At 63.4% G+C, this 12901-nt stretch carries 12 protein-coding genes; 4 read left to right on the top strand and 8 right to left on the bottom strand.

Translation table 11 applies throughout. The annotated features are described in order from the left end of the window. The 3 genes from IVB05_RS29275 to IVB05_RS29265 form a co-directional block, all read right to left on the bottom strand. Nucleotides 1-663: an amino acid ABC transporter permease gene (locus IVB05_RS29275; protein WP_247779397.1), complete on the bottom strand. Its 663-nt coding sequence runs from the start codon at nt 661-663 to the stop codon at nt 1-3. 22 nt (nt 664-685) lie between these two features. Next, on the bottom strand, nt 686-1465 hold the full coding sequence (locus IVB05_RS29270; protein WP_247779396.1) for a transporter substrate-binding domain-containing protein: 780 nt from the start codon (nt 1463-1465) through the stop codon (nt 686-688). Between the two features lie 229 nt (nt 1466-1694). Continuing rightward, on the bottom strand, nt 1695-2249 hold the full coding sequence (locus tag IVB05_RS29265; protein ID WP_247779395.1) for a PAS domain-containing protein: 555 nt from the start codon (nt 2247-2249) through the stop codon (nt 1695-1697). Between the two features lie 512 nt (nt 2250-2761). Here IVB05_RS29265 and IVB05_RS29260 point away from each other — a divergent pair. Beyond that, nucleotides 2762-3559: a rhomboid family intramembrane serine protease gene (locus tag IVB05_RS29260; RefSeq protein ID WP_247779393.1), complete on the top strand. Its 798-nt coding sequence runs from the start codon at nt 2762-2764 to the stop codon at nt 3557-3559. A 190-nt stretch (nt 3560-3749) separates the two neighbouring features. Next, on the top strand, nt 3750-4178 hold the full coding sequence (locus IVB05_RS29255; protein WP_247779392.1) for a CBS domain-containing protein: 429 nt from the start codon (nt 3750-3752) through the stop codon (nt 4176-4178). Nucleotides 4179-4482: 304 nt separating this feature from the next. Here the strand turns inward: IVB05_RS29255 and IVB05_RS29250 are convergent, their stop codons facing one another. After that, nucleotides 4483-5556, bottom strand: coding sequence for a patatin-like phospholipase family protein (locus tag IVB05_RS29250; RefSeq protein WP_247779390.1), 1074 nt, complete (start codon nt 5554-5556; stop codon nt 4483-4485). A gap of 359 nt (nt 5557-5915) precedes the next feature. Between IVB05_RS29250 and IVB05_RS29245 the strand changes: the two genes are divergently transcribed. Continuing rightward, complete coding sequence (locus IVB05_RS29245; RefSeq protein ID WP_247787080.1) at nt 5916-6881, top strand: hypothetical protein; 966 nt, start codon at nt 5916-5918, stop codon at nt 6879-6881. A gap of 118 nt (nt 6882-6999) precedes the next feature. Here the strand turns inward: IVB05_RS29245 and IVB05_RS29240 are convergent, their stop codons facing one another. The 4 genes from IVB05_RS29240 to thrS all read right to left on the bottom strand — a co-directional run bounded on the left by IVB05_RS29240 (nt 7000) and on the right by thrS (nt 11179). Next, nucleotides 7000-7563: a nitroreductase gene (locus IVB05_RS29240; RefSeq protein WP_247779389.1), complete on the bottom strand. Its 564-nt coding sequence runs from the start codon at nt 7561-7563 to the stop codon at nt 7000-7002. Between the two features lie 153 nt (nt 7564-7716). Continuing rightward, nucleotides 7717-7941, bottom strand: a complete 225-nt coding sequence (locus IVB05_RS29235) for a hypothetical protein (RefSeq protein ID WP_247779387.1) — start codon at nt 7939-7941, stop codon at nt 7717-7719. Nucleotides 7942-7950: 9 nt separating this feature from the next. Further along, nucleotides 7951-8958 carry a hypothetical protein gene (locus IVB05_RS29230; RefSeq protein WP_247779386.1) on the bottom strand — a complete coding sequence of 336 codons (1008 nt, stop codon included), beginning with the start codon at nt 8956-8958 and terminating at the stop codon, nt 7951-7953. A 178-nt stretch (nt 8959-9136) separates the two neighbouring features. Continuing rightward, nucleotides 9137-11179 carry a threonine--tRNA ligase gene (gene thrS, locus IVB05_RS29225; RefSeq protein ID WP_247779384.1) on the bottom strand — a complete coding sequence of 681 codons (2043 nt, stop codon included), beginning with the start codon at nt 11177-11179 and terminating at the stop codon, nt 9137-9139. A gap of 157 nt (nt 11180-11336) precedes the next feature. Between thrS and IVB05_RS29220 the strand changes: the two genes are divergently transcribed. Further along, nucleotides 11337-12692: a hypothetical protein gene (locus IVB05_RS29220; RefSeq protein WP_346771791.1), complete on the top strand. Its 1356-nt coding sequence runs from the start codon at nt 11337-11339 to the stop codon at nt 12690-12692. The last annotated feature ends 209 nt before the right edge of the window (nt 12693-12901 follow it).

Here is a 12901-nt window from a genome sequence, read left to right as displayed (position 1 = left end):
TCACCTCGCCTTGAAGATGACGCGGCCGAGCGCACGCAGCAGCGAACGCGTCAGCATCGCCAGCACGAGATAGGCCAGCGCCGCCAGCAAATAGACTTCGAAGTTTCGGAAGTTCCTCGACGCCACGAAGTTCGCGGCATAGGTGAGGTCTTCCGCGGAGATCTGCGACACCACCGCCGAACCCAGCATCACGATGATGATTTGCGACGACAGCGCCGGATAGATCTTGCGGAATGCCTGGTTGAGGACGATGCGGCGCAGCACCTCCCATTTGGTCATGGCGAGGCTGAGGCCGGCTTCGATATGGCCTTTGGGCACGGCCTCGATGCCGGCGCGGATGATCTCGGTCGAGTAGGCGCCGAGATTGATCACCATGGCGAGGAAGGCGGCGGTGGTTTCGCTGAGCTTCAGCCCGAGCGCCGGCAGGCCGAAGAAGATGAAGAACAACTGCACGATGAACGGCGTGTTGCGGATCAATTCGACATAGACCGCAACGATCCGGCCGAGCCAGGCGGGGCCGAAGGTGCGCGCCGAGGCGCCGGCGGTGCCGACGGCTATGCCGGCCACCGTCGACACAACAGTCAGCACGATCGTGAAGATCAGCCCCTGCAGGAGCACGTTCCAGTAGGGCAGCAGTTCGGCGAATTGCAGTTTGTAAGACACGCGGGTGCCCCGGCGCTGGCGTTTAGAAGCCGGGCGGCAAGGGCGCTTTCAGCCACTTCTCTGACAGTTTTCCGATCTCGCCCGAGGCCTTCGCCTTGGTGATGATCTCGTTGACCTTGGCGAGCAACGCCGGCTCATTCTTGTTGAGCCCGACATAGCAGGGGCTGTCCTTGATCACGAATTTCAGCGCCGGCGTGCGCGCCGGAACCTTTTCGGCGATCGCGGCCGCCACCGTGTTGCCGGTAGCGATCAGGTCGACCTGGCCGGACACGAAGGCGGCGATGGTGGCGTTGTTGTCCTCGAAACGCTTGACGGTGGCGTCCGGCGGGGCCGAGGCGGTCAGCGCCTGTTCCTCGATCGCGCCGCGGGTGGCGCCGATGGTCTTGCCCTTGAGATCGGCGGCGCTGGCAACCGCGATCGCCTTGGTGCCGAACACGCCGGAGAAGAACGGCGCATAGGCGATCGAGAAGTCGATGACCTTTTCGCGCTCCTCGTTCTTGCCGAGGCTTGAGATCACGAGGTCGGCCTTGTTGGTCTGCAAATAGGGAATGCGGTTGGCGCTGGTCACCGGGATGATCTCGGTCTTCACCCCGAGTTCCTTGCCGATCAGATTGGCCATGTCGATGTCGTAGCCCTGCGGCTTGAGATCGAGGCCGGCGGAGCCGAACGGCGCAAAATCCTGCGGCACCGCGATCTTGATCACCTTCGACTTCATGATGGAATCGAGGGCGTCGGCATGGGCCTGGGTCGCCACCGCGGCAGTGGCCAGTGCGGCGGCAAGCATCAATCTCTTCAACAGCATTCTAGGAATCTCCGAGGTTAAGGCGAATAAGCGCCTCCGAGATTCCTCTCGGTGCGTACAATTCGGCTGATGTGGCCCGGCTCCACGTCGTGATTCGACCCTGCCTGACGCCTCGCATTTAGGCAATGCTTGGCGGTGCTTTTTTTGGAGGCGTTTGTGGGTCGTTTTCGAGCACCGTCACGCGACCATGCGTTGTGCGGCGGCGTTCGTTGAACCCGTCGGTTCGTGATTACCGCAGGCCTTCATACACCATGAAGCCGCGCGCGATGGCCAGCTTGCGCAAGGCGCGCGGAACGAGCTTTTGCGGCCGGTGTAAATAGCGCCACGACGTCACCTTGAAATCCCTGATCGTGCCGAGGTCGCCTTCGAACGGCGCCAGCACTCCGGTCAGGCTGATCGGCGCATGGGCGCGGTTGTTGAATGGCAGCAGCAGCAACTCCAGATGCGCCGTCGTACCGTCTTCCGAAGTCGCGGTGATGCCGGCAATCGCCGCCAGCATTTCCTCTGCGACGTAAGTGACGATGTCCTCGATCTCGCGGCGGCTGTCCGGGGTGAACAGCGCGGAGAAGCTCGTATCCTTCAGGTCGCGGCCGAGCAGGGCGCAGACCCGGGTTCCGGCGACGCGAAACGGGTAGCCGGCATCGTTGTCGTAGGACAGCACGAAGATGTCGCCGAGCAGTTCGCGCACCGCGCCGGGTTCGATCTCGCTGCGGTCCGGCGCCCGCGCATCGCCCCGCTTCGCATCCCAATAGGCGAAGAACTCGCGGCTCGATGGGTGTTTCATAACTAATCCTCGCCCCGGGTTGCCTTGGCGAGACACTTCTGTCCCGCTTTTGCGCAACACGCCTTCCCTTGGGTGTTGTGCAGGACAGGCTTTGCAGCGTCCATGCCGGGAACGCGATTTGGCCGCGCGAGCCACGGCTTTGCGTTGTTAACGTTAAATTAACTATGAGGTTGGCGAAGGCGGGGCGGCGTGCGTAGTGTGGAACGCATCAGACGGCGCCGGCTTATCTCCGGGTTCTCGGCGCAGTTGGTACACAGGCTGGCGTCAAACAGTTTGGTCATCGCGCGGGGAGGGGTGGGGATGTGATCCCGGCTCCAGGGGCGCGAGAAGACCAGCAAGACAAGGGAGGATGTTCTCAGCATCCTCCCTTTTTCTTTTCCAACGAACTCCGTGTCCCGGACGCTGCGCCGCGTCCGGGACACGGATAGCTGTGATTGTGCACTTGCACAGGGCGGGCAAAGCCGCCTATCTGGACCCATACGCCGCGAAGCTGCCTTGCAAGGTCCTGGTCTTTGGAATCCCAGCCTTACTCATCCCTGGACGAGCCGCCGGACGCCCCGCGGGAGCCGATCCTGACGCTGCCGGGCGCGCTGACGGCCTATATCGTGCTGATCGCAGCGATTCATTTGCGCGTGCTGCTGCCGGTGGAACTGGAGAACTGGACCATCGACGTGTTCGGTTTCATTCCGAAGCGCTACGATTCCACGCTGCTCAACATCACCTTTCCCGGCGGGGCCGGCGCCAAGGTCTGGACCTTCGTCTCCTATTCGCTGCTGCATGCCAATCTCAGCCATATCGGCTTCAACGTGCTGTGGCTGTTGCCGTTCGGCAGCGCGCTGGCCCGCCGGTTCGGTCCTGTCAGGTTCTTCGCATTCATGGCGGTGACGGCTGCGGCGGGCGCACTGGCGCATCTCGTCACCCATGAGCACGCGATCGCGCCGATGATCGGCGCCTCGGCCTCGGTATCCGGCGCCATGGCCGCCGCCATCCGCTTCGCCTTCGTGCAGGGAAGTTTTCTTTCGTTCAGCCGGGGCGATGCGGATGCCGCAGCGAAGGTTCCAGCGCTGTCGCTGGCCCGGGCGCTGCGCAACACGCGCGTGCTCGGATTTCTGGCGGTGTGGTTCGGCGTCAACATCATCTTCGGCCTTGGGGCGATTTCGATCGGCACTGAAGGCGCCAGCGTCGCCTGGCAGGCGCATATCGGCGGATTTCTCGCCGGCCTGATGTTGTTTTCGCTGTTCGATCCGGTGCCGCGTGCGACGCCGCATGCGACGGACGTCTCATCGCCGGACGAAACCGGCCGCGTCTGATCGCCGCTTGCGGCGAGGGGCGATTTCATCCATCATCTACTTAAGTTGTAACGCAAGCCGATGCCGCTGCCGTGCAGGACAGCCGCACTTGCAGGCCGCGCCCTGAAAACGAAACCGGCGCGGAACTGTTGATTGAAGACTCGCGAACAAGTCGGGCCCCCGGGGCGCGAACGGATTCAGGGAGACGACAATGACGGTACGTTCAATTCTCGACACCAAGGGCCATCAGATCCAGAGCATCGAACCGGAGGCCAAGCTTTCGGCGGCGATCAAGATCCTTGGCGACCGCAAGATCGGCGCCGTGCTCGTGATGAACCAGGAGCACCTTGAGGGCATCCTTTCGGAACGCGACATCGTCCGGGTGCTGGGCGAGCGCGGCGCCAGGGTGCTCGAGGAGCCGGTCAGCGCGGTCATGACGCGCAAGGTCGTGAGCTGCCGCGAGTCCGACACCGTTGCCGGCATCATGGAAATGATGACGCTCGGCAAGTTCCGCCATTTGCCCGTGGTCGAGGACGGCAAGGTGGTCGGCCTGATTTCGATCGGCGACGTCGTCAAGCGCCGTGTCCATGAATACGAGACCGAGCAGGAAGCGTTGCGCGACTACATCAAGACGGCCTGACGATGCGTTTGCGCTGAAATGAGGACCGAGGTCTTCATTTCCGGCATTGCGCTGTTATCAGCCCTGACCCTCGTTCAGGCGAGCCAGCCGGCGCTTGCCTGTGTGTGCCAAGGATGCGGCTGCAAAGGCGGTCCAGGTTGGCGCGACAGGAACAATCATTGTGTCTCGTACAGCCAATTGAAGAAGGTTTGCGGGGAGCCGTTGACCACCAACTGCAGCTACGAAGGCTCCACTCAGGTTTGTCCGACCGAGCGCCGATCACGCGGCCGGTAGCCAAGCGCAATCCCGCAGTAACCCCGTTCCCCTATTCCTTCTCGGTCTTTTCGACTGCCGGCTCGGCTTCGCCCGCCGGCGGCGGCGGCGCCAGAATGTGGATCGCTTCCTGGATCGACTCGATGGCGCGTTCGGCCGCGCGCACGCCGTGGGCGATCAGGTCGTCGGCGCGGTGAAAATCGAACCAGCCGATCTTTCCGACGCGGGGCGAAATCAGGAGGTCCGGCGGATCGCCGGCCAGCCGTGCGCGGGTGATGCGGTCCTGCATGATGTTGAAGGCATCGACCATGACCGAGGAGATGCCCGGCCGTCCGCCGCCGCCGAAGAACTCACGCTTCATGGTGCGCTCTGCGGAGAAGAATTTTCCGATACCGCGTTTGCGTGGCCCGGGTTCGGGCAGCGCTTCCGGCATCACCGATACCGAAACGCCGGCCGTCGGGCCATGGGAATAGATTGTCGTGGAGTGCGTGAAGACGTCGCTGGAAAGATTGGCGGCGATGACGATCTCCGCACCGAGCGCGCGTGCCGCCGAAACCGGCACCGGATTGACCAGCGCGCCGTCGACCAGCCAGCGGTCGCCGACCATGATCGGCGAGAATATTCCCGGCAGCGCATAGGAGGCGCGCATCGCATCCACCATCGGGCCATGGGTCAGCCAGATCTCGTGGCCGGTGCGCACCTCGGTCGCCACGGTGGCGAATTTCACCGGCAGATCCTCGATCAGGCTCTGGCCCAACGTGCGCTCGATTTCGGCCGCAAGCTTGGCGCCGCCGATCAGGCCCGAGCCGTTCAGGCGGATGTCGAGATAGGAGAGGACGCTTCGCGGCTGCAGGCTGCGCGCCCATTCTTCCAGTTTGTCGAGATGTCCGGAGGCATAGGCGCCGCCGACCACAGCGCCGATCGACGTTCCGACCACCACGTTGGGAATGATTCCGTGCGCCACCAGCGTCCGGACGATGCCGATATGGGCAAAGCCGCGAGCGGCGCCGCCGCCCAGTGCGAGCCCGATCACCGGCCGGCGGATACTGCCGAGCCCTACCTTGTCCTGGGCCTTGTCTTGGGCATCGGAGCCCTTTTGGCCGCGCCCCATCCAGCTATCCAACACGCAAACTCTCCTGCGGCTTCAACATATTCGCCGCGGCGCGGCCGCGCCAGAACAGTCCATTCCGATCCGCCTGCATGGTTTATGCCCGGCGAAAGCGGCCTTAGGCGGGGAATGTGACTGGACCACGACTGCAGCATTAACATTGGGTCCCGGCGCGGGTTCCGCTACCTCCGCCGGCCGAACTTCCGCCACGGAGGCTTGAATTTGCCGCGTTTTCAGTGAAAAGCATGGCCATGATTTCGGGCGATCACGGTATCGTTGGAAACGGGCGGGGCGGATGGCCTTTCCCGGCGCTGGCGCTTGCCTTGACGCTTGCCTTGGCGCTGGCTGCACTGCTCCCGGCGCCAGCCTCGGCCCAGATGTTCCAGGACCGCCCGCCACCGGTGCCGCCGGCCGCGGTTCCGGATGTCCAGACCGCGCCCGCTATGAATCTGGCGCCGCCGTCGGGGACGGGAACGGCTCCAGCGCTGCCCGCGCCGCTGAACCAGCCCACCATTGTGCCCCCGTCGATCGCGACGATCTCGCCGGTAGCGCCTCCACCAGGGGCCGCAGCTCCAAATCAGGGGGTGCTGTCACTAACGGCGCGCTACGGCAAGGATCTGCCGGTCATCAACGGCGGGCTGGTGTGGCGGGTGTTCGCCGACAAGCCCGACGACACCGGCACGTTCAAGCTGATCCGCGAGGAGCGCGGCGCAACCCCGAACATCGTGCTGCCGCCCGGCAATTACGTCGTCCACGTCGCCCTCGGCCTGGTCAGCGGGGTGCGGGCGGTGAGCTTGAAAGCGGAGACGGACCGCGTGGCCTTCGTGCTACCCGCCGGCGGACTGCGCATCGAAGGCCGCGTCGGCTCTAGCAAGATTCCACCGAACCAGATTTCGTTCGCGCTCTACAAGGGCAGCCAGTTCGAAGGCGGCGCCGGCGCCGAACGCCAGTCGCTGGTGCCCAATGTCGCCGCGGGCGACGTCGCGCTGCTGCCGGAGGGGACCTATTACATCATCTCCAACTATGGCGACGCCAACTCGGTCGTGCGCTCCGACATCCGCGTCCAGGCCGGCAAGCTGACGGACGTAACCGTCAGCCACCGTGCGGCGGTGATCACGCTGAAGCTCGTCAGCGACCGGGGCGGCGAGGCGCTCGCCAACACCGCCTGGTCGGTGATCACGCCGGGCGGCGACGTCATCAAGGAATCGATCGGCGCGTTTCCGCGCGTCGTGCTGTCCGAGGGCGAATACCGCGCGATTGCCAAGAACGAGGGCAAGGTGTTCGAGCGCCCCTTCAACGTCGTCAACGGCGTCGACGGCGAGGTCGAGGTCGTCGCGCGCTGAGCGTTTGAACGATCGTGATGCCCGGACTTGATCCGGGCATCATCTCCCTTCACGGAAAATCTTCTTCAGGCCGCGGGTTGGCCGGGCCGAGCCCGACAATGGCAAGGCGCACAGCTTCTTAGAACCGCGTCACGATGTCGGATAGCGCCGGCCGCGGGCGGTCCTCGACAGGCTTTGCCGGCGTGCCGATATGGATGAAGCCGGCGAGTTTTTCATCCGCCTTCAGTCCCAGTCCGTCCAGCACGTCGCGGTCGAACGCGAACCAGCCGGTGAGCCAGTTGGCGCCATAGCCGAGCGCGGCGGCGGCGGTGACGATATTCATCGCGCTGGCGCCCGCAGACAATTCCTGCTCCCACGCCGGCACCTTCGGATGCGGCCGGGTAAAGCTCACCACGGCGATCACCAGCGGCGCGTCCATCAGCCGGCGTTTCTCGATCTCGATGTCGGCGGTGGGGGCAGCCGGATTCTTCTTTGCGAACACTTGCGCAATGACGTTGCCGGCCCGCGCCCGGGCGTCGCCCTCGAACACGATGAAGCGCCACGGCGTCAGCTTGCCGTGGTCGGGCACCCGTGCGCCGATGGTCAGGATGGTATCGAGTTCGGAAGGCGTGGGGCCGGGCCCGCTCATCTCGCGGGGTTTTACCGAGCGGCGGATCTTCAGGAGTTCAATAGCGTCGGGCACAAAGGTTCTTTCATGAGGAGTTAGGTCGGGATTGAAAAATACCATGCGGCAACCCGATCGACGAGGCTGCCATGGAATCTTAGGCAGGACCTTAGACAGATTGTGAGAAAGCCTGTGGCGTGCCGGCCAGTCCCGGAAGCGGGATCACCACGGTCAGCGAGGCGTGATCTTGCCGACGTAATCGTAGATGACCTTGACGCCGTCGATCGTTTTGGGCAGCGAACTCTTGTTTTTCGGCGCGGCCCGCAAGTTCACCTTCAAGGCTGGGTCGGAGCCGGAAACACCGATGCCGACACCCACCACATCGACGCCCTTCGGCACCGATCTGCTGAAGCGGGCCTTGGCCCGCCGAACGGCTTCCAGCTGTTTCTCGTCCATAGGACTAATCTAGGCCGTCTGCAGCTCGATTGCCAGCCGTTTGAGGACGATCGCAATCGGATTGGCATAGGTCAGACCGCGATCGTTCGGGCCACCCCGTTCGCTGCCGGCGAACAGCAGCGCGCATCCGAAATTTTCCTCGTCGAGGATCAAAGAGCCGGAATCGCCGCCGGCGCTGAAGGCGCTGTTGCCAACCGATTCAATCTCGACCTGGTTGTCGAATGACAGGGAACCCAAATCGTAATCCACGACGACTTTGTCGATTTCGATCGCGCTGACCTTTCCGCGGGTCAAGCCGGTCGTACGCCCAAGCTTTTTGACAGCCATTCCCGGCAGAATGGGGGTGGTGCGGGTTCCCGCCAGTTTTCCGATTCCCTTGTAGGTAAGCGCATCGAAGTCGATCGATTTGGTGATCGGGGCGATCGCCGCGTCGATCAGGTTGGCTCGTTTGGTAATCAGGTCAATCCATTTTGAAAGCTTGGCGACCGCGTCGCGTTTCAACGAGCCGCCGTCGATGACGCCTGCCTGCACGATAGCGTCGCCGATCTTGGCGGCGTTTTCGTTCGCCAGAACGTGATTGTTACTGAGGATGACGTCGCGGCCGGTCTTCTTGTCCCGGGCGATTGCGCCGATGGTTCCTGCGGTGATCTTGAAGTGTCCCACTGAACCACCGGGGAGCAGTGGCCGCTGCCGTATGCGATACCAGGGCAAGGCATGTTTGGCGACGCGTCCAACAAAGCGGACATCAACTTCGTTCTTGGCGCGCTGGCGGATATTTTCGATCATCGATTGCGAATGTTCGAGCGAGCGGCGCTGCAAGCGCACGGCCACCCGGACGTCGCCATGACCCGTTCCCTGGGCAATGCCAAGCGCGACGAGCGGCTCGGCTTTGGTCATCCGGCTCAGCGAAAACGTGGTGATCGAGAAGCCGCCCGCCCTCTGAATAGCGGACACGGCGGGCGGGACCACCTGGCTCGCAATCTCTTCTTTCAAGGCCCGTGCGGAGTCGATATTCATCTCTGCGCCCCCGGTTCAAGACGGGCGCACTTTACACGCGGTGATTGAATTATCAAATGCCGAGGATTGCCGGCGTCTCCCGCCGGTCGGCGGTGCGGCTGCATCGCAACAGCAAGTCGGATCGGAAACCCTGGAGGGGCAGAGATCAGCCCCCACCCCCGCACCGTCGATGGACGAATTATTCCACTCGCGCCCGTTTCACGTCTGGCGGGGTCGCTTCCTCGACCAGCGCGGCCAGCGCCTCCTCAGTTGGCAGGACCTTCTGCCCATCGCTGCCGAGCCGGCGGATCGAGACCGAATGGGTCTCGGCTTCCTTCTTGCCGACGACGAGGAGGGCAGGGATCTTCGCCAGCGAGTGCTCGCGGACCTTGTAGTTGATCTTCTCGTTGCGCAGGTCGATCTCGACGCGCAGGCCTGCGCGCCGCGCGGCGGCGGCGACCACCTTGGCGTATTCGTCGCCGTCGGAGGTAATCGTCGTGACCACCACCTGGATCGGTGCCAGCCAGAGCGGGAAGTTGCCGGCAAAGTGCTCGATCAGGATGCCGATGAAGCGTTCCATCGAGCCGCAGATCGCGCGGTGCACCATCACTGGCGCCTTCTTCGAGCCGTCGGCGTCGATGTAGAACGCGCCAAAACGTTCCGGCAGGTTGAAGTCGACCTGCGTGGTACCGCATTGCCAGTCGCGGCCGATGGCGTCGCGCAGCACATATTCAAACTTCGGTCCGTAGAACGCGCCTTCGCCGGGATTGATCGCAGTCTTGATGCGATTGCTGCCGCTGGCCTGAATTTCCGCCAGCACAGTGGCCATCACGCGCTCGGCATGGTCCCACATCTCGTCGGTGCCGACGCGCTTCTCCGGCTTGGTCGAGAGTTTTATCGTGAGCTCGCCCTCGAAGCCGAAATCGGCGTAGGTCGACAGGATCAGCTCGTTGATCTTGAGACACTCGTCGGCAAGCTGGGCTTCGGTGCAGAAGACGTGCGCGTCGTCTTGCGTAAAGCCGCGCACGCGCATCAGGCCGTGCATGGCGCCCGACGGCTCGTAGCGATGCACCACGCCGAATTCGGCAAGGCGCAAGGGCAGGTCGCGGTAGCTCTTCAAGCCATGCTTGAAGATCTGCACGTGGCCCGGACAGTTCATCGGCTTCAGCGCAAACCAGCGCTTGTCCTCGGCCTCGTCGCCGGCCGACTGCGCCGCGAACATGTTCTCGCGGTACCAGTCCCAATGGCCGGAAGTTTCCCACAACGCCTTGTCGAGGATCTGCGGCGCGTTGACCTCGCTGTAGTCGCCGGTCAGGCGGCGGCGCATATAGGCGATCAGCGCCTGGAAGATGGTCCAACCCTTCGGGTGCCAGAACACCACGCCGGGGCCTTCCTCCTGGAAGTGGAACAGGTCGAGCTCGCGGCCGAGCTTGCGGTGATCGCGCTTCTCGGCTTCCTCGATCTGCTTGAGGTACGCGTCGAGCTCTTCCTGCTTGGCAAACGCCGTGCCGTAGATGCGCGTCAGCATCGGATTGTTGCTGTCGCCACGCCAATAGGCGCCCGCCACCTTCATCAGCTTGAAGGCGTTGCCTATCTTGCCGGTCGAACTCATATGCGGGCCGCGGCAGAGGTCGAACCAGTCGCCCTGGAAATAGATCTTGATCGGCTCGTCGCCGGGAATGGCGTCGACCAGCTCGACCTTGAAGGCCTCGCCCTTGTCGCGGAACACCTGCTTGGTCTTCTCGCGGTCCCACACTTCCTTCGTAAACGGCTTGTCGCGCGCGATGATCTCGCGCATCTTCTTCTCGATCGCCGCAAAGTCTTCCGGCGTGAACGGCTCGTTGCGAAAGAAGTCGTAATAGAAGCCGTTCTCGATCACCGGGCCGATCGTGACCTGCGTGCCCGGCCACAGCGACTGCACCGCCTCGGCGAGCACATGCGCGCAGTCATGCCGGATCAGTTCCAGCGCTCTGGCGTCGTCGCGGTTGATGAGCTCGATCTTCGCATCGCCCGAGATCGGATCGTTGAGGTCGGCGACCACGCCGTCGAGCGCCATCGCCACCGTGCGCTTGGCCAGCGAGGGCGAGATGCCCTTGGCGATGTCGAGCCCGGTGATGTCCTTGGCGTATTCGCGCTTGGCGCCGTCGGGGAAGGTGAGGGTGATTTTTTCCAAGGGCTCGGCCGGTTTCAAATTTGCAAGGCCGAACTGGAATCCGGATGCAGGCGTATTCTGGTCAGGCATAGTCGTCTCCTAAAGCTCACTCCTGCGAACGAGCGCAGGTAAGCGGGAAGCAGCGGTATAGCAGGGGATTCGGCTCCTGCAATCGGGCAATATCGAGAAATTCAGGTCATATCCTGCTTACAATCAACGGCTTTAAGTCCGAACGCTGGAGCATTACGTGAGAGGCGCGGCGACCAAGGGTTGCGGCGCCGGCGGGCATTGTCTAGCCTTGGCCTTTGCTTCCATTACCCCGCTGATTACGCCGGTCATGATGCTTCGCCTTCTCCTTCTCGCAGCCCTGCTGCTTGTTCACGGCGAGGTGCGTGCCGAAACGCCGGCCGAAAAGGCCGGATTTGCACCCAGGCTGATCATCTACAGTGCCAGGGGCCCGGCCAATTCGTGCGGTCCGGGCTGCGATCGCTGGATTGCGGTCGAAGGCCAGGTCGATGAGGGCGCGGCCGCGCGCGTCAGCCGCTTCCTGCGCGACGTCAAGGACACCAGGCGCCCGATCTATTTCCATTCGCCGGGCGGCTCGGTCAGGCCATCCTATGTCATCGCCCGCCTGCTGCGCAGCAGGAAGGCCGTCGCCCGGATCGGACGCACCATCGCAACCGCCTGCGCCGGAGGAACCCAGGTCGACGCGGCCTGCCTCAAGGTCAAGACGGCAGGCGGGGAGGTTGAGGCCGAACTCACGACCCGTAACGCTATGTGCAATTCTGCCTGCGGCTATCTGTTTCTCGGCGCCACGACCCGCGAAGTCGCGCCCGATGCCGCGATCGCCGTACATAACTCCAGGCTCACGCTGCTCGTTCGCGGACCATTCTCGGCGCAGCGGATTGCCGATTTCAAGCAACGCGGCATGGCGAGGGCCGACCGCGAGCGCGCCACCTTCGTCGTTTCCATGGGCATCAGCCGTGAGCTGGACGATCTCATCAAGACCGTAAAATTCGAGAGCTTGCATGTCCTCACGCGAGCCGAGCTCTATCGCTTCGGCATCGATACGCGCCCCTTGCCCGAAACGGCGTGGACACTCGAAGCCGCGTCGCGCCCGTATGTCCGCAAGATCGCCTCGGCAAAGCAGGGGGACGGCGCATCGTTCCGAACAATGGAGTGGCGGCTGTTCTGCGAGAACAAGGATCGCGCCAGGATGACATTCGTGCGGGAAGCCGATCAGGGCGCTGGCGGCCTCAAGACGATGATGTTGATGGCGGGTTCGGACAAATCCGTCGCCTTTGGAAGATATCCCGCGCGCGTCGGCAAATACGAAGTGTGGAGCGATGTCGTCGCCCCCGATGCCGTGCAGGCAATGCTGGCGGCCTCGCGCCTGCAGATGGGTGAGGGCACCGTCAGCGCGGAGGGCAAGACGACCCTGGCGACATTCGACATCGATACGCTTGGCCTCGGGACGTCATGGATGCAGCTCTTGACATCGTGCCCGGCAAATAGCGCCCGGCCAGCGGCGGCGTCTTCCAATCCCAACGCAGCTCCCGCAATTCCGGCGACTTCCGCAGCCCCCGCAAGTCAGGCGAAGTGAGCCGGTGGGATCGGCGGCGTTCTGTAGGCGTGATCTCCCTCTATGCCGCGGGCTACGTCTCTTCGGCCTTCGTCGCGCTGGCGCTCGGGACGGTGATTGTGACCAAGCCGACCAAGGTCGAAGGAAGCGCACCGCGCTGATGCCGGCCGAAGACTTTTGACATCCTTGCGCGAGTTCCATAGAAGTAATGTTATAACATTACATTCTTG

It is taken from the genome of Bradyrhizobium sp. 170 (assembly GCF_023101085.1).
In the GTDB taxonomy this organism is placed as follows: Bacteria; Pseudomonadota; Alphaproteobacteria; order Rhizobiales; family Xanthobacteraceae; genus Bradyrhizobium.
This window is presented reverse-complemented; position numbering and strand designations above follow the sequence as displayed.